10 protein-coding genes are annotated in these 17548 nt (G+C 68.7%); 1 reads left to right on the top strand and 9 read right to left on the bottom strand.

The features are described 5' to 3' along the window. Positions 1–47: 47 nt before the first annotated feature. Positions 48–440, top strand: a complete 393-nt coding sequence (locus IV454_RS17725) for a VOC family protein (protein ID WP_206087158.1) — start codon at positions 48–50, stop codon at positions 438–440. Positions 441–463: 23 nt separating this feature from the next. On the opposite strand, the gene IV454_RS17720 is transcribed toward IV454_RS17725, so the two are convergent. From IV454_RS17720 to IV454_RS17680, 9 genes are all read right to left on the bottom strand, one after another. Further along, the gene (locus tag IV454_RS17720; RefSeq protein WP_206087157.1) at positions 464–955 is read right to left on the bottom strand and encodes a DUF805 domain-containing protein; all 492 of its coding nucleotides are present in this window, start codon (positions 953–955) and stop codon (positions 464–466) included. 46 nt (positions 956–1001) lie between these two features. Beyond that, positions 1002–1601 (bottom strand): DUF805 domain-containing protein, encoded by a 600-nt coding sequence (locus IV454_RS17715; protein ID WP_206087156.1) that lies wholly within the window; start codon positions 1599–1601, stop codon positions 1002–1004. A gap of 47 nt (positions 1602–1648) precedes the next feature. Continuing rightward, entirely contained in the window at positions 1649–4360 is a 2712-nt protein-coding gene (locus IV454_RS17710; RefSeq protein WP_206087155.1) for a bpX6 domain-containing protein, read from the bottom strand. Further along, positions 4350–6236 (bottom strand): hypothetical protein, encoded by a 1887-nt coding sequence (locus IV454_RS17705; RefSeq protein ID WP_206087154.1) that lies wholly within the window; start codon positions 6234–6236, stop codon positions 4350–4352. Before IV454_RS17705 ends, IV454_RS17710 begins: the two co-directional genes overlap by 11 nt. Then, entirely contained in the window at positions 6137–7942 is a 1806-nt protein-coding gene (locus tag IV454_RS17700; RefSeq protein ID WP_206087153.1) for a hypothetical protein, read from the bottom strand. Before IV454_RS17700 ends, IV454_RS17705 begins: the two co-directional genes overlap by 100 nt. Continuing rightward, positions 7942–8361, bottom strand: a complete 420-nt coding sequence (locus tag IV454_RS17695; RefSeq protein ID WP_206087152.1) for a bpX5 domain-containing protein — start codon at positions 8359–8361, stop codon at positions 7942–7944. Before IV454_RS17695 ends, IV454_RS17700 begins: the two co-directional genes overlap by 1 nt. After that, on the bottom strand, positions 8361–9470 hold the full coding sequence (locus IV454_RS17690; protein ID WP_229521680.1) for an AAA family ATPase: 1110 nt from the start codon (positions 9468–9470) through the stop codon (positions 8361–8363). Before IV454_RS17690 ends, IV454_RS17695 begins: the two co-directional genes overlap by 1 nt. Positions 9471–9599: 129 nt before the next feature. Next, the gene (pbpC, locus tag IV454_RS17685) at positions 9600–11693 is read right to left on the bottom strand and encodes a penicillin-binding protein 1C (protein WP_206087150.1); all 2094 of its coding nucleotides are present in this window, start codon (positions 11691–11693) and stop codon (positions 9600–9602) included. Further along, positions 11693–17332 carry an alpha-2-macroglobulin family protein gene (locus tag IV454_RS17680; RefSeq protein ID WP_206087149.1) on the bottom strand — a complete coding sequence of 1880 codons (5640 nt, stop codon included), beginning with the start codon at positions 17330–17332 and terminating at the stop codon, positions 11693–11695. The genes pbpC and IV454_RS17680 overlap by 1 nt, the downstream gene beginning before the upstream one ends. Between the last annotated feature and the right edge of the window lie 216 nt (positions 17333–17548).

The following is a 17548-nucleotide window of genomic DNA, read 5'->3' as shown; positions in this document are numbered from 1 at the left end:
ATTGACATTCAGCCCGGAGAACCCTCGGGGCACAACATGGAGAAAATATGTTCAGTCATATCATGATTGGTTCAAACGATATCGCACGGTCGAAACAGTTTTACGATGCCGTGCTGGGGACACTCGGGGCGGGCGAACCGCTGCGCAACGAGGCAAAGTCCGGTCACGTGCGCCTCTTCTACCGGAACAACGGCAATGTCTTTTGCATCACCGAGCCAATCAATGGCGAAGAAGCGACCTATGCGAACGGCGGCACCATTGCCTTCCGATGCAGCTCGCCCGAGCACGTGCAAACGTTTTACGATGCGGCCGTCGCGCATGGCGGCACTGCCTGCGAAGACCCGCCGGGCCATCGCGACACCAGCCTGGGACCCATGTACCTGGCCTATATCCGTGATCCGGACGGCAACAAGATCTGCGCGATTCACCGGACCGAGTAAGCCGATCCGCCGGCCAGCACGGCTCAAGCGATATCGAACAGCCACGCGAGCCAGGTGAGCGCCATCAGCAGCAGCAGCCAGGCCCCGGCCACCACCAGCATGGTGTTTTCCGACGCTGGCGCCCCGTAGCGGTTGCGGCCCTGGTCGCCGGGGCGGACCAGCAGAACGCCGATCAGCAGCAGGTTGATCGGCGCCAGAGGCAGGATCAGCGCCCACCCCCACGGCCGCCCCAGGTCGCGCAGGCGGCGCAAGCTCATCACCGCCAGCAGTGCGGCCACGGCAAGCCCCGCCGCAATCGTCAGCGCCCATAGCACGCGGGGCCGCGCGTCCAGGTTGAAGCGGTTGTTCAGGAACTCCGCCAACACCACCATCAGGGTCGTCGGCAGCGTGACATACACCAGGTAACGCAAGCGGCCGATGCGTCCGCTTGCGTCGAACCAGTCCGGCACATAGGTGTCGCCATGCTCCTGCACCGGCTCAATACCCGATGCCGGCGGCGCGTAAGGATTATCCACTCTCGACTCCTGTCTGATCATGCGCGCATTATGCCGCAGGCTGCCCTCATCGCCATATCGGCGTGAGGTGGGGCGGAGCCGGTTGGTGCGGCATGCCCGGCGGCGTTTGCATATCGAAGTAGGCGGCGGCGACGATGCTGGTCCAGCGGTACTGCATTCTCAGACAGGTCGGCAAGCACAGCAGCATGGCAAGCGGAAGCACCCAGGCGGCCAGCACGAGCTGCCATCCGTTGGGCGGCGGCGGCAAGCCGTAGGCATTTTCGCCGGGATTGCCGGCCTCCAGCAGCGGCCACAAGCCAACTACCAGATTGACGAATGGCACCAGACCCAGCACGCTCCACCAGCCGGAACGCCCCAGGTCGTTCAGGCGCCGGCGCGCCATGACGGCCAGCATGCCCAGCAAGGGGATCAGCATCAGCAGCGCCAGGCTGCTTGCCAGAGGGCCGACCGGCAACAGTGCGGCCACCATCAGCACGGTGGCCCCGACCAGCAAGCTCGTCAGCAGCGAGACGTACACCAGATAGCGCACCCTTCCGATGCGCCCGTGCAGGGCCAGCATGCGCGGCGTGCAGCGCGCCTGCGCCGGTGCGGCGGGGAGCATGCCGGCGCCCGGTGGCGTGTAGGGATTATGGTAAGGATTTTCCATCGTCATCTCCATCCATGTTCGGCAAGGCCAGTGCCCCGCGTATCAGCTTAACTCAGGCACAAGGTGCTTGCGACGCCGGTCCCGCAGTCCAGGTCCACCAGGCGCCCGGCCTGGTCGAACATCAGCAGGCGCCCGTTGCGGAAGCTGAAGCCCGCCGTACTGTGGTGCGGCAGCACGATGCGCGCCCGCACCACGCCATCGTTCAGGCTGACGACGCGGCAGCACATCGAATTGTCCTCCTCGCTGACCAGCACCAGCCACGGACCGTCGATGAGTACCTTGCGCGGCGCGTTCAGCCCCAGCGCGACCGGCGGCAACGCCGGCGCGCCGTGCTGCCTCACCAGAATCTTCCCGAGAGCCCGGTCGATGGTCACCACGTACGGCGCCGCGCCCGAGGGGCCGGGAAGGACCCACGTGTTCGCGATCCACGTCTGATCGCTACAGGCGATATCGCTCCACCAGTCACGCTGGCGCAACTGCCGGCCGGGCAGCTCATACGACCATTGCTCCAGCCCGTCCGCCACGCGCAGCAGGATGGTGAGCGCGCCGGCCCGGTCGGCATAGGCGTGGATCGCGCCAGGCAGATCCGCCACCTGCCAGACGATCCGCTGATCCTGTACGGTGGTGTCGATTACCGCCAGGCGCCGCTCCATGGCGACGTTCCAGGACACCCCGTCGTACTCGCCGGACCAGTGCTGCAATTCGAGCGTGAGCCAGTCCGATACGCTGCCGCTGATCAGGTCCAGCCGGCTAACCCGGTACTTGCGGTCGCGCTTGACCAGCGCCAGCGCGCGCTTGCCGTTATGTGACATCACCAGGTGCCCGGCCGGCACCGGATAATGGGCCAGCTGGCGGCCGTCGCGCCCGATCCGCACCACGCCGCCTTCGCCCAGGGCCAGCAGGTACTGGCCGTCAGGCAGGGCGCGCGCGTGCTGGATCGGCATCAGGCCGCGGTCGGCGAGCCGCAATGCGAGCTGCTCGCGGCGATTGTTCAAGGGCGTCAGGTCAATGTCGAACCTGGTCGAGAACGGCGGCAGGTCGGCGCTGAGCACCGCGTTGCCGGCCAGCTCTGCCAGATGCACGAGGGACTTCTTGTCGATCCGGCTCAAGCCTTCCATCCGTTCCGGCAGCACCTTGCGCAGTAACGCAGCGGCGACCCGCCTGGACGAAGCCGATACTGGCGTGGTGCCCAGCAGTGCCACCGCCAGGCGCGCGCGCAGCTGCACGCCATCGACGCCGGGCGCGCCGAGCACCATGTCGATGGCCGCCGCGCTGCTGCGCAAGGTGCCCGGCATCAGCGCCAGCTTGCGCGCCAGCGCCTGCATGCCCAGGGCGCCGCCGCTGCGTTCGGCCTGCACCAGCCAAGCCAGCGCCAGCGCATGATGCTGCGGCAAGGGCCAGATGGCGTCGATCGCCTCGGCCAGGTCGCCGCGCGCGGCCAGGTACTCGGCCCAGTGGCGCCGCAGCGGTGCCGCGTGCTCGCTGTTGCGGCTTTCCAGCAGGCGCACGGCGGCGTCGAAGTCGTTGTGCAGGCGCGCCACCTGGACTGCGCGCTCGATGTCGCCGGCCAGCACCCACAGGCGCACCGCCACCGCCGGCGCCAGTTCCACGGTCGCGGCCAGTTGCGCCGCCTGCAGGTAGCGCTCCTTCTTTTCCAGGTAGGTCACCGCTTCCAGGCCGCACTGCAGCAGTTCGGCCAGCACGTAGACCGCTTCGTCGATGCGGCCCTCGCGGTCGAGCTGTTCGAAGCTGCGCCGGTAGGTTGCGCGCAGCTGCTCCGACAGGCCACTGTCCAAGCTAATCGCGGGCGCGGCCGGGCTGGGAGCGCTGATGGTCAGGCTGGTGCGCGGACGCGGCCTGCCCAGCGCCGGGCGGGCGGACCCGCCGCCGATGGCGTCGATCGGCACCGCGTGGCGCAGCGCTTGCGCCAGGTCGCCTTTGGCGAACATGTCCAGCATTTTTTGCAGATAATCGGCCTGGCGCCAGCCCAGCAGATCGGACAGGCGGGTCAGCGACGCCATCCGCAGCGCCCAGTCGGACAGCAGCCGCGCCAGCGGGCCGGGTGTGGCCGGGCGCGGCTTCCCTGCCCCGCTGCCGCCCTTGGCCGGGCGCGGCTGCCCTGCTCCGCTGCCACCCGCGGCCGGCTTTGGGCCGAACCAGCGCGCGAGCAAGCCGAGGACAGCGCCAGCGAGTGCGGCGGCGGCCATCGCGGCGCCGCCGCCGTCCCGCTTGCCTTTAGCGGGCATGGCGAACTCGCGCCGGAAGGCGATGCTCTCGGCGCTGCGCTCCGGCATCGCCGCGCCCAGCACTTCTTGCAGCGACATCGGCTGCGCGACGGCCTGCGCAGCCGGCGCGGGCGGCGGCGCCAGCGGCACGCGCAGCGCGACCGACCCCAGCGCCAGCCACGGTGCCGGATCGACGCGGGCATCTGGCACGGCCGCCTGCGCCACGCCGGCGCGCACCAGCCAGTAGGCACCGGCCGGCAGCGCGGCCAGTTCGGCGTCGCTCAGGGGCGCGCTGCTGAGCGCTGCGCCGACCTGGCACAAGGCCAGCGCGTCGAGCGCGTCCACGTGCTGCCAGCGCGGCGCCGGCCACGCCAGCAGGAAGCCGCCGCAGGCCTGGAACAGTTGCGAGCCGGCCTGCCAGTGCGCCAGCACGCGCCGGCGCGCCTCGGTTTCGCCCAGCAGGGCCAGGTCGAACCACAGCGCGCGTACTTCGCGGCGGCCGCTGAACAGCGGTTGGCGAATTTCAAGGTGCATCGGGAACTCCATCGGGTATGACGTGCAGCAGGGGTTTTACTTCATGCAGCCTGCGCACGAACAGCTCGTGCGTGCGGGTCAGAATCCAGCAAAACCGGTCAGTCACCACGTCGAGCGTGACGTGGGCGATCGGCAGCGCGGTCCTGAGCACCACGTACCGCTGTGTGGCGGTGCGCAGCTCCACGCAGGTGCGATCGGGACTGACTACCAGCAGCGCAGCTTGGGCGCCCTCACCCACTGCCGTGCGGGCCACGCCGACCACCGCGCCGCCATCGGCAATATCGACCGTGCACGAGATGTTCTCATGCGCCAGCAGCCACTGCGTGTCAGTGGTCTGAAAGGCGAGCAACCACGTGTGCGGCGCGCTGCTGTCGGACATCTCGCCAAACAATACGCGTTTGGCGGTAAATGGGAAGGCCATATCGTCGGCCGGACCGAAGGTGCCGTCATAATCACACTCAATGATCGTCAGGCCGTCGGCAACGCGCGCATGGGCCAGCACATTTGCAGATTGGGCGGCTCCAACCACCCCGGTGGCGATCACATCGAAACGGGTATCAGGGTCGCTCCGGCTAGCCGCCGACCAGCAGACCAGCCGACCGGCCGGATCGAGAATAAAAAGACGCCCGCCCTGATACCGATCCAGAAAAAATGTCGGCAGCCAGCGTCCGGGCCCGGACGGTGCCTCGAATTTTGTCGATGGCGGCAGGGCGCATTCCCGGTCATAGAACGCTCCACAGAAATATCTGAACCTTAGCGTGCTGTCGGTGCAGGCGACATTGCCGACGCGGTAGAGCAAGGCGCATATGCCGATCACCCTTCCTTTTTTCGGAGTGCGCTGACGGCGCGGCGCGACGGGCTCCTTGAGCCTCGAATCGGGCACGCCAAAATCCAGGTTGCCGCCGTCGGCCCTTGACGTGACAACACGTCCTTTGCGTACCGAAAACAGCGGCGCATGCTTGAGCGAGGGGGTATCGCGCCCGCCCATGCAATCGCGTACCTTATCGACCCGCGCGCTAGGGGCATGACGCAGCAGGCGCACCGTGCTGGCCGGGTCGGGCAGCTCCAGCATCAGCTGGCGCGCCTTGCCTTGCTGGGTAATGGTCACCCGCAGGCGTTCGTCGAGCAGCGGCTGTTCGATGCTGGCGCGTGCCGTCGTCCGCTGCAGTACTCCTGCATCCGGCCCGCCCACCTGCCATACCTCGGCCAGCGGGTCGACCCGGGCCAAGCAGCGATTCCAGCCATCGCGCTCGGCGCTGCCGACCCGCACCACCGTGCGCGCGTTCAGCAAGCGTTCCAGCGCCCGCTGGTCGCAATCGGCATGCAGCGGCCCGGGCGTTTGCAAGATGCCCCACTCGAAGCTGGCGCCATCAAGCTGCGCGCGCCGCGCCAGCAGGATGAACAGCGCCATCTGCACCAGGCGCGGTTCGCCCAGCTGCTCGGGACCGGCGTCGAACAGCGCCACGCACACGCGCGCGCGGCGCTGCACTTGCGGCTCGGGCGCGGAAAACAGCAGCTCGTTGGCGGCCGCGCGGCGGATGAATTCGTCCGGCGCGGCATCAAGCACCGCCCATTCGCTCAATAGCAAGCGTTCGTAGGGGCCGCGCCGCGCAATGCTGCCCACGCCAACCGGGATATCGTCCTCACTGGCCGCCACGCCCGCCATGCGGCCCACCAAAGGCTGAAGGCGCAGCAGCATCTCACCGAACGGCGCAACCAGGTCAAAAGGCAGCAGCGCCAGCCACGCGCTCCACGGCGCCAGTTGCGGCGGCAGCATCATGCGACGTCCCGCTCCGGCGCGGATGCCACGTGCAGCAGCATCTCTCTGCCGTGCAGCGCGCGCACGTTCAATTCGCGGCTGTCGGTCAGCCAGCACAGGCGCTCGCCCAGCGGGTCGAGCACCAGTTGGGCGATCGGCTGTGCGGAGTGCAAGACCACGCAGTTTGCGCTTGCGCTGCGCAGTTCCACCGTGTGACGGTCGGCGCTGAGCACCAGCAGGGCCGGCGCGCTGCCAGCCTGCGGGGCGATGCGCGCCACGCCCATCACCGTGGCCCCGTCGTCGACCGTGAGCGGGACCGTCACCTTGAAATTATCGTCAACCAGCAGCCAATGCTGGTCGCTGCGCTGCAAGGCACACAGCCAGCGTGCACACTCCCGTTTTGGCGCCGGCCCGCCGAACAGCACTCGCTTGGCATCCATCGGGAACTCGGCCATCTCAATCGCTTCTTTGTCCTCGGCACCGATGACATATATCGTGGTGCAGTTCGCCGCGCTGCTGGCGTACAGCAGCGTGCCCTCAAACTGGGTGATGCCTACCACCTTGCGATCCACGAACTGGAAGTGGGGGACGCTGATGTGCTTGTGCTTCTGGCCGTAGACTGCCCAGCACCCAAGCGTTCCGGCGAGATCGAGCATGAACACGCGCGCGCCGGCGCCAGCGGGAGAGTGATCGATCAGGAAAAACGTCGGCATCCAGCTGCCCGCCTCGGTCGGCATCTGGAACTGCTCCGGGGGCGGGCGCTTGACGGTGCAAGGCGGACCGAAGGCCTTGCCGGGAAAGCGGGCCAACGTCAGAAAATCGCCCCCGCTGTCGACATGGGCCAGCATTTTGCCGACCACGACAACGCCGAGTGGCGTGTCGTGGTGACGGCGCGGTTTGCTCGGCTGCGCCGCAGCGGAAGCCTGCACATGATGCAGCACGACGCCGCCCCTTTCCCTGGCAGCGGCGAGCCAGTTGCCGGACAGCCCGAACAGCGGCGCCTGCACCAGCGACAAGGTATCGTACGCGTCGGTGCGCGCCGGGCTATTTGCTGCCGGGACAAGATCGAACGGATGGCGCAGCAAGCGCGCGCCGACATCGGGCACGGGCAGCTCCAACAGCAGTTCGCGGGACGCGCGCCGCTGCGTGATGCTCACCTTCAGGCCCGCCTCAAGCAGCGATGTTTCGATGTTCACGCGCGCACCGGTGCGTGCCAGCGCGGCGCAGCCGGACGATCCGATCTGCCACACTTCGTCCGTCTCGTCGAGCGAGGCCAGGGCCTCGTTCCAGCGGCTCAGATGAGCCGCATCGACGCGCGCGCACGTGCGCGCGTCCAGCCATACGCGCAGTTTGCGTGGGCCGACATGCAACGTGGACGGATCTTGCAGGATCCCCCACTGGAACCCGGCGCCAGCCTCCCCGGCGCGGCGCGCCAGCAGGATAAACAGCGCCATCTGCACCAGGCGCGGCTCGCCCAGCTGTTCCGGGCCGGCGTCGAACAGCGCCACGCACAGGCGCGCGCGGCGCTGCACCTGCGGCTCGGGCGCGGAAAACAGCAGTTCGTTGCCTGCCGCGCGGCGGATAAATTCGTCCGGCGCGGCATCAAGCACCGCCCACTCGCTCAGGAGCAGGCGTTCGTACGGCCCGCGCCGCGCGATACTGCCCGCCCCCACCGGCAAGGTGTCAGGGATCGCGGCCACGCCCGTCATGCGCCCGACCAAGGGCTGCAAGCGCAGCAGCATCTGGCCGAGCGGCTCGGCCATCTCAAGCGGCACCAGCGCCAGCCATTCGATCCACGGCGCCAGTTGCGGCGGCAGGTTCATTATTCGAGTTCCTGGCCCAGCCACGCCAGGCTGGCGCGGTTGAGCGGAATCGGCTGGCCGATGGGCAGCACTTGTTCGGGGTCGTTCCACAGCAGGAAAGGCAGGCTGGCGCCGCGCGCCGACAGATTGGCCAGCACCAGGTCGAGCGGCAGTTGCGGCACCACGTCGGTGGGCAGCCACAGCATGCGCTGGAGCGGGTCCGGGGCGCAGTAACGCGCGCCGTCGACCCACGGCAGCGCCGCGCCGCGTCCCAGCAGCACCAGCATGTCGCGCGTGGCAACCGCCGTCAGCGCGTCCAGCTGGGTGTCGCTGCACAGGTCCAGGCGTGCCAGCACCTGGCGCATCACGGCGCCTTGCGAGACCTGCCCGCCCGGCTCCGGCGCGGTGCCGGAGCGCGCGATCCATCCCAGCGCGTTCATCAGGCCGACTGCACGGCCACCACCAGCTGCGCGCGGCGCGCCGACAGTTCCGGCGGCAGGCTGGCCTTGCCGAAGTTGGCGTCGATTTCGCGCAGCAGCGCTTCAGCCTCGCCGCGAAAGCCTTCCCCGCGCGCAGTACCGAGCAGCCGGTCGGCCGTTTCGGCCAGGCGCGCGATGCGGGCCAGCGGCTGCTGCACGGCCGTTTCCACCACCGCCTGCAAGAGCGGATGGCGCGCCTCGGCGAGCAGCTCGCGCAGGGTTTCGCGTGCGCTTTGCTGGCCGGCGGCGCTGGGCACCACGTACACCAGCGGCCACAGGTCGGCGCGGGTGGCGACGTTGCGCCCGGCCAGCACGGCGGCCGCCGCGATCAGTTGCTGGGCCTTGACGATGCGGCGGTCGGACAAAGCGATCTGCGCCTTGCGCAACTGCCGGATCGCTTGCGCCAGGTCGGCGCGCACGGCGCTCATGTCCACCTTCGGCACCAACGCGTTCAGCTCGTCCAGGGTGGCCATGGCGGCACGCGCCGCGACCGTGCACTGGCCGACCGCCCAGCCGCCGGCCAGCAAGTCTTCCAGGCGCGAGTCGGGCACGGCGTCGACGAACACGTGCAGCAAAAAGCGGTCGGCAAAGGCGGCCAGGCTGTCGTCGTCCGGCAGCGCATTGGAAGCGCCCACGCACAGGCGCAAAGGACAGGCGATATCGGTGTGACCGCGGCGGAAGCGGCGCTCGTTGAGCACCCCCAGCAAGGTGTTCAGGATGGCGGTCGAGCCGAGGAATACTTCGTCGAGAAAGGCGATGTCGGCCTCGGGCAGCATGCCGCCGATGTCCGTCTCGACCAGACCATCGCGCAGTTTGCCCAGGTTGACCGCGCCAAACAGTTCGGACGGCTCGGTGAAGCGCCCCAGCAGGTATTCGAAATAGCGTCCGCCCAGGCTCTGGGCCACGCGGCGCACCACGGCGCTTTTGGCGGTGCCGGGCGGGCCGATCACGAGCAGGTGCTCCTGCGCCACCGCGCCGAGGATCATCAGTTCGGCCAGATGGTCGCGGTTGATCAGGCCATCGGCGGCTTCGCGGATGGCGTCGCGCAGGCTGGCTGCGGCTTGGGTCACTGGGGTGCTCATGGGCGTGGATGGGCGGCTGGCTCGTGCACGCGTGGATGCTGCAGGAACTTTTGTTGCCTAGATTTAAGAGTTGTAATTATACCAAACCAGATACAACAAGTTTGTTGTTTTACAGCACTAATTTGCCCGGCTGCCGCGGACCTTGAAGCGGGTTGCCGCGACTACCTTGTCGTGCGCGTCCACCAGCGCCAGTTCGTGCTCACCCGCCACCGGCTGCCAGGCGTGGCCCGCGCCAGCGGCGCCCAAGTCAACGCCATCGAGACGCCACGCCAGCCCGGCCGCGCCCTGGGCCCGGAATACGACCCGCTCCAGCCCCGCCGGAATATCTGGATCGATGGCGATCACGCTGGCCTGCCCCGGATACAGAATGGCGGCGCGGCGCTGCTCCGCCGCCACCAGGGTCACCTGCGCGCTCTCGGTGCCGCGCACGAACCACTCCTTGCGCGGCGCCTCGAACGCCGGCTGGTAGCCGACCACCTGCTGCACCAGCCCGGGCGGCGCGGCCGGGGCGCGGCTCGGCGTCTGCCGGTGCAGGAAGTCCATCACGTCGCGCCACACGGGCGCCGCGCCGGTCACGCCGGACACGTCCCACATCGGGCTGCCGTCGAAATTGCCGACCCAGACCGCGACCGTGTATTTTTCCGAGTAGCCGACGCACCAGTTGTCGCGCATGTCCTTGCTGGTGCCGGTCTTGACCGCGCTCCAGAACGAGGTAGCCAGTTCGTTGCGCAGGCCGAAGGTGAGGCTGCGCGCGGCGCGGTCGGACAAGATATCGCCGACGATGAAACTGGTGCGCGCATCGAGCACCCGCGTCTTGGCCTGCGGCGCGCGCGGCTGGAGAGTGACGCTGCCATGCAGGCCGCCGTTGGCCAGGGTGCGGTAAGCGTTGGCCAGTTCCAGCAGCGACACGTCGCCCGAACCCAGCGCCAGCGAGTAGCCGTAAAATTCGGCCGGCTCGGAGAGGCTGGCCATGCCGAGCGCGCGCAGGCGGGCGTGAAAGCGCTCCAGCCCCGCGAGCTGGAGCATGCGCACCGCCGGTACGTTGAGCGAACTGGCAAGGCTGGTGCGCGTGCTGACCCAGCCCTTGAACTGGCGGTCGTAATTCTGCGGCACGTACGGTCCGGCGGCGGTCGCGATTTCCAGCGGCGAATCGTCCTGCAGCGAGGCGGCCGTGATCCAGCCGCGCTCCATCGCCAGCTGGTACAGGAAGGGCTTGAGGGTGGAGCCGGCCTGGCGCAGGGCCAGCACGCCATCGACCTCGCTGGCGCCGCCGTTGGCGACATAGGCGACGATCTCGCCGCTGTCGTTATCGAGCACCACCAGCGCGCCCTGGGTCACATTGCGCTCGCGCAGGGCCGCCAGATGCTGGCGCAGGCTGTCCTGGGCCTGGCGCTGCAAGGTGGCGTCGAGCGTGCTGCGCACCTGGCGCGCGGCGCCCTTGAGCAGGCGCTGGGCCACCTGCGGCGCCTGCGCCTGGCCCGCGCTGGCGGCAGGGCGGGAAAACGCCGCCGCCACATCCCACTCGATGCCGGCGCAACTGGCGGCCGGGTTTATCTCTTTGGCCAGCACGCAGGCGCGCTGCGCCACCACGCGCGGCGGCGCCGACGGCGCCCGCAACAAACTCGCGAGAATCGCCGACTCGGCCTGGTTCAATCCCGACGGCGCCTTGCCGAACAGGCCGCGCGCGGCCGCGCCGATGCCTTGCAGCTCGCCGCGAAACGGCACCAGGTTCAGATAGGCTTCCATGATCTGGGCCTTGCTCCAGCCGGCTTCCAGCTCGCGCGCGGCGCTGGCCTGGTCCCATTTCTGGCCCCAGCTGCGCCCTTGCGCGCTGGCGCGCAAGCGTTCGTCGAGCAGCGCCGCCAGCTGCATCGTGATGGTCGAGGCGCCGCGCGCGCGGGTGCGCAGCAGGTTATCCCACGCCGCCTTGCCGAGCGCGCTCACATCCACCCCGTCGTGCTGCATGAAGCGCCGGTCCTCGGCCTGCACCAGCGCCACGCGCATGGCGGGTGAAATGTCGGCCAGGCCCACCCACGGCGCGCGCCGCAAGGTCATGTCGGTGCGCAGCGACTGGATCGGCACGCCGTGGCGGTCGAGCAGTTCGGCATCCGACGAGCGGTACGCCGCCCTCGCCTGCTCCGGCGTGGGCACGGCCAGCGCGTTGGCGCACGCCAGCAATGCCAGCAACAGCGGCGCGGCGGCGCGGCGCATCAGCGCCCCACTTCGACCGGCGCGTTGGGCAGCTCGCCCGCCAGCTCGGGGCTGTACAGCGCTTCGACCCGGGTCGGCGGCAGGTTGAAGCGGCCCTGGTTATTCAGGCGCACGGTGTACCCGATGCTCCACTTGCCTTTCGGGACAAAATCGTAATAGGCACGGAAGGCGTCGAAGGTGCGTTCCTCGAACACCGGTTGCAGCGACAGATCCTGGCGCTCGGCGCCGGGCAGGGTCTGCGCATCGCGTCCCAGGCCGTTGCCGAGAATGGTGGCGCTGGCCGGAATCGGGTCGTCCAGCGCGACCCAGGTCATGTCGGCCTGCGCTTCGATGTCGAGCCGCACGCGGTAGCTGTCGCCGCGCGACCAGATGCCCTTGACCTTCTGTTCGAGCGGGGTGATGGTCTTGACGATGCGGTAGCCGTTCGCCAGCGGCGCCTTCAATTCCACCGCCGCCAGGCTTTGCACGATGGCCCATGGTTTGCCGCTGCCGTTGTGGGACAGGACCAGTTCCTGCTGTCCCGCGCCCCACGGATGCTCGACCACGGAGACGCCGCGCGCGTTCCAGTTGGCTTCCTTGACGGTGTTGCCAAGGCGCGCGCTGCTGCTGCCGCTGACCGCATCCGGTTCGAACTTGCGCGAGAATTTGTCCAGCGCCAGCACGCCCCAGGCGTTGGCCAGGGTCGAACCCCAGCGCCCCTTCTGCTGGCGTCCCAGGGTGCCGCGCGCCAGGCGCGCCATGTCGCCCTGCCAGGCCGGATCGTCGATCACGGCCAGCAACAGGCGGTTGGCGTTGATGTCGGGCGAGGCCATGATCCACCACCAGTTGTCATTTTTCTCGGTCGAAAACGACAGGCCCGCACCCTGCAGGTTCAGGCGCGCGCGCAGCACTTGCTGCAACTGCGCCAGTTTCGCGTCGCGCTGCGCCAGCGCGGGACTGCGTTGCAGGATCAGATACCAGTCGATGGCGGCCGACGTGGGCCACAGATTCGGTTCGATGGTGAACGATTCGAGCAGCTCGGGCGCGACCGGGCGCGTGCGCGAGAGCGCCTCCAGCGCCGCCAGCTTGCGCACCGCCGTATCGACGCGGGCCGTGCGCGCGCTGCGCACTACGCGTCCCTGGACGAACTGGCGCAAGCCCTCTTCCATGCGCTCCCTGAGCGCCGGCGCGAGCGCCAGGCCCGCTTCGGCGCTGACCGACAGCAGGTAGGCGGTCAGGCTGTCGCTGCCCTGGGTCTGGGTTGGGTAGTACTTGACCAGGCCATCGGCATCGAGCTGGGACGGCAAGGAAGCCGCCAGGGTATTCCATAGCGCCGGATCGCGCAGGGCCACGGCGCGCGAAGCATCCTGCTCGACGCCACGGTAGCGGTAGGCGGTCATGTAATCGCGCACGGCGGGCAGGCTGGCGCCAAGGCGCGCCACGAAGGTGGTGCGCACGCCGCCCTGGCCGGGCAAGGCGTCCGGCGGCGACTGCACTTTCAAGGTTTGCGGCTGGTCCAGGCGCACCAGGGTGGACTGGATGGTGCGCACCGGTACCGCCGGCAGCACTTTCTGGCTCACGCGCAGCTGGTCGGCGCTGCCGGCGCCACGGGCGTCGATGGTCCATGCGAGCGCGCTGGCGCCGGCCGGCATCTGGACATCCCAGCCGGCTTCCTGCGCCTGGCCGGGCGCAAGCGTCAGGCTCTGGCGCGCGAGCGCTTTGGCGGCGCCGCCGTCGGCGGCCATGCTGGCGCCAAAATCGACCTTCAACGCGGCATCGGTGGTGTTACGCAAGGTGAAGCCGGCGCGCAGGCGGTCGCCGGCGCGCACCACCGAAGGCAAGCCTGGCACCACGATCAGGTCCTGGCTGCTGCGGATCTCGGTCGAGCCAGTGCCGAACAAGCCGCTGCCGCCGCTGGCGATGGCGACGATGCGGAACGACGTGAGCGTATCGTTAAGGGCGACCGGCACGCGCGCCTCGCCCTTCGCATCGAGGACAATGCGCGGCTTCCAGAACAGCAAGGTGTCGAACAGCTCGCGGCTGCCCTTGCCGCCGCCACCGCCGGTGGGCACGGCCTTGCGCCCGAAGTGGCGCTTGCCGACCACCTGCATTTGCGCGGTCGAGGTTTCCACCTGCAGCACGCGTTCCTGCATCATGGCGTTCAGGAGGCGCCAGCTATTGTTGGGCATCAGTTCGAGCAAGCCCGTATCGACCGCCGCCAGCGCCACTTCGCTGCCGGCCGGCACGGGCGAGCCATCGGCGCGCGTGACCTTCAGGGTCACGGTGGCGTTCTCGCGCACCTTGTAATCCTGTTTGTCGGTCGACACCTGCACTTTCAGTTCGTGCGCGCTCCAGCCCACCCGCACCGGCGCGATTCCCAGCTTGTAGGATGGTTTGCCCAGGTCGACCATCGCAGTTGGCTGCACACCAGCCACGCGGCCGCGCACCACCATCGCCGAGACGAACACATTGGGCGCGTACTTGCCCAGCATGGGGATGGTGAAAGCCGGCTCCTTGCCGTCCAGGCGCCGCACGTAGGTGTCGAGGATGCCCTCGCGTTCCACCGTAATGAGCACGGTGGCGTCACGGAACGGGCTGCGTACCTGGAAGGTGGCGTCCTGGCCCGGTTCGTAGCGCTTGGCCGATGGCAGCAGGTCGATGCGGTCGTTGTCGCCGGCCCGGTACCACCATTCGCCGCCGCCGGCCACCCACACGTCGCGCTGGCTGACGGCGGCGCGCTGCTGGCCGTCGACGGCGCGTGCGCGCAGCACCAGGTTGCCGTCCGCCGGCGCCTTGACCGTGCAGCGCAGCAGGCCCCTGGCATTGGTGCGCCCCTGGCAGGCCGGCCCGATGCGGGTGATTTCGCTGCTGTTCTCGTAGGCGTAAAAACCGCCGATCAGGCGCCGCCGGTGCGAATAGTTCACACGCTTGAACAGGTCGACGTCGACCGCGGCATCCGGCGCGCTCTTGCCATCGACGCCGAGCACCACCACCTCGAAGCTGACGCTGTCCTTGCTGTCGGCCCAGTCGTCCGGCTTGATGCCAACCACGTACGACGACGGCCACAAAGCGATCCGGGTCGACGTCGACAGGGTCTCGCCGTTGGCGTCCTGGTACGACACCTCGGCCACCAGGTCTCGCGCGCGGTCGCCCACCGGGAGATGGTCGACCTTCACGCGCGCGCCGCCGGCCTTGTCGAGCACCAGCGCGCGGGTGCGGATGTCGGCGCCTTTGGCCGCGCCTTCGCCGCCGTCGTCCGCGGCATCCTCGTCGTAGCCGGCTTCGTCCTGCACGCCTTCGCGCACGTCGCCGGCGCCCAGGTTGTAGTCGTCGTAGCCTTCGAACGAGATCACCTTTTCTTCGGTCAGGGTGCGCAGCTTGACCGGGGCCTGGCCGGCCACGCCGCCGGCCAGGTAGCCGACCTGCAGATCGAGATCGAACGAGGTGGCGCCGATCAGCGGTGTCGCCGGGCCATTCAGCAGCGCCTTCATGGTCGGCACGCGGAACTGCTCGACGCGGAAGGTGCCGGCCAGCTGGCCCGCGATCTTGACCTCGTACACTCCCAGCTTGGCGCCCGGGGGAATGACCCACTCGTGGTCGGCGGTGCCGGCAGCGTTCCAGCGCAGCGGCAGCTCGTAGCTGCCGTCGCCGCCCTGGTGCGCGATGGTCACGGTGGTGGCGCGCGCTTCGGCACTGCCGGTGTCGAATTCGATGCCGCGCGAGCCGTGGCGGCGCAGAAAGTGCTTCATGTGCACCGTCTCGCCGGCGCGCAACAGGGTGCGGGCGAATACGGTGGAGACAATGGTGGTGCCCTGCGCGGGATTGAACGGCAGGTTGAAGCGCCACGATTCGATCCCGTTCTGCCAGCTCGACAAGGTGAAGGTGTAATCGGCGCCGCTGCGGGCGCTGATGAACATGCTGTTGTTGCCTTTGCAGACGCCGCGCGCGAGCGGTTTGTCGATGCGGGCCACGCCGCTGGCATCGGCCACGCCCTGCCACAGGAGTTTCCCACTGCAGTCGCGCACCGCGACGGCCGCCTTGGCCACCGGACGGCCCTTGTCGAGCGAGGTGACCCACACCAAGGACGAATCGGCGCCATGCTTGAAGTGGGCCGCCATATTCGTCACCAGGGCCGCCGCGCCGACGTAAGCATTGGTGTTCTTGGCGTCGAACAGGGCCACGCCCAGCTTGGGGCTTTCCAGTTCGACGACATAAAAGCCCGGCTTGGGCAGCGGGATGCCGATCACTTCGAAGGCGCGCCCGCCACCCGGCGCCGGCAAGGAAAACGGCTCCGGCTTGCCGCTTTTCAGGCCGGCGAAGACCGATTTTTTGAGTTCATCGCCCGACAGTTCGCCCACCTGCCAGCTGTCGCCGGCCAGGCGCTTCATCCAGGCCATCACGTCGAGATCCTGGCGCTCGCCCTGCATGTCGATCCGCAGCATGGCGCCGGCGCTGCGCAGCTTCCCGGTCAGCTTGGCTTCGATGTTGCGCACCGTGACCGGCAGCAGGCGCTCGGTGTGCGCTTCGATGATGCCAAAACGGGCCGGGAACTTGAGCAGCGGCGGCAAGGTATCGATCGCAATCGTCATCGGGAAATCGCCCTGGTTGACCAGCGCGCGGCCGGCGTCGTCCTTGATCCCCGGCGGCAAGGTCAGTTGCAGGCTGCTTTTCTCGGCAAACGGGCCCCGGAAGTGCAGGTTGCTGACCGCGGCGCTGGGCGCCGTGCCGCTATCCCATGTGGGACGATACTGTTTGCCGTCGGCGCTGGCGAGCGTGATCTTGTCGGCGTCGGCGCGCGCGATCGGTTCGCTGAAGGTCAGGCGCAGCGGCGTGAGCGGAATGCAGGGGCCATCGGCGGTCAGGTAGTCGCAGGAAAAGCGCGCGGTGAAGTCGCGCCGGGTAGTGAAGGCAAGCGCCTGGTCGGCACTCGAAGCGACGCCGCCCGGGCCCTCGATGCCGGCGGCCCAGACCAAGGACACGGCGGCGTCGGCCGGCAGGCTGCGCTTGCACTGCACCAGCGCCAGCGGCAAGTCGTCCTTGCCCTTGGGCGCCGTGCCGCCGCGCTTCACGTAATCCTTGATGTAGCGGTCGACATAGCTTTTGCGCGCCGCCAGCACCTGGTCGCGTTCGGCGCCGGCCAGCACCCGCACGCCGATCCGTTCGTTGATGCCTTCCACGCCGCACCAGGCTTTGGCGGCGATGCTGGCCGCGCGCGCCGGCGCATCGAGCCCCAGGATGAAAACCTGCTGCTCGTCGACCGCACTGCCCTTGCGCGGGCTGCTTTCGCGCACACTTGGCCCGCCGGTGTCGAAAGCGAAGCGCGTGGTGCCGGCCAGCGGCTGGGCCGCGAGGTCGCGCAGGTCGGGCTTGAGGGCGAAGCTGCAGCGCACGCCGGGCGGCACGTCGCGCACGAAATCGTAGCTCCAGATGCGCGCGTCGATCCAGCGCCCGCTGCCCGCTTCCAGGCAATCGATGGCGAAGGGATCGGCCAGGCGCGCGTCGCCGAAGGCCACCATGGGCGCGGAAAAACGCGCCGTCACCTGGCGCACGGCTTTTACCGCGCCGGTGGGCGCGAACGCCTCGACCGTGGTCTGCGCCTGGGCCGCCAGCGCCAGCAAGGCCAGAGGCAGCAAGGTCAATCGTTTGGACGGGGCGCGCATGGGTTTCTCCAGGAGGGGCGGTAGCCAAGCTTGGGGCCGCACGGCGCGGGCAGGCTTGGCGGGAATCAAGACAGGCGGCGAGTGTTGCAAACATCCCCGGGCCTGTCAACAATATTACTCTTTTGATACGCGCCATGACGGATGCCGGGAGAGATCAAGTATCGTCACGCCGCTATCACCCACTTCTCCCGTCGTTCGCGTCGATGCGGGCCTGTC

The sequence above is a fragment of the Massilia antarctica genome, from assembly GCF_015689335.1.
GTDB lineage: Bacteria > Pseudomonadota > Gammaproteobacteria > Burkholderiales > Burkholderiaceae_D > Telluria_A > Telluria_A antarctica.
The sequence above is the reverse complement of the archived record's forward strand: the minus strand, read 5'-3'. Positions and strand labels throughout refer to the sequence as shown.

Bases quoted from the DNA above. Each gene is read 5' to 3' on its own strand.
- IV454_RS17725 (WP_206087158.1), top strand. From the start codon at position 48: ATGTTCAGTCATATCATGATTGGTTCAAACGATATCGCACGGTCGAAA.
- IV454_RS17715 (WP_206087156.1), bottom strand. From the start codon at position 1,601: ATGGAAAATCCTTACCATAATCCCTACACGCCACCGGGCGCCGGCATG.
- IV454_RS17710 (WP_206087155.1), bottom strand. From the start codon at position 4,360: ATGCACCTTGAAATTCGCCAACCGCTGTTCAGCGGCCGCCGCGAAGTA.
- IV454_RS17700 (WP_206087153.1), bottom strand. From the start codon at position 7,942: ATGAACCTGCCGCCGCAACTGGCGCCGTGGATCGAATGGCTGGCGCTG.
- IV454_RS17695 (WP_206087152.1), bottom strand. From the start codon at position 8,361: ATGAACGCGCTGGGATGGATCGCGCGCTCCGGCACCGCGCCGGAGCCG.
- pbpC (WP_206087150.1), bottom strand. From the start codon at position 11,693: ATGCGCCGCGCCGCCGCGCCGCTGTTGCTGGCATTGCTGGCGTGCGCC.
- IV454_RS17680 (WP_206087149.1), bottom strand. From the start codon at position 17,332: ATGCGCGCCCCGTCCAAACGATTGACCTTGCTGCCTCTGGCCTTGCTG.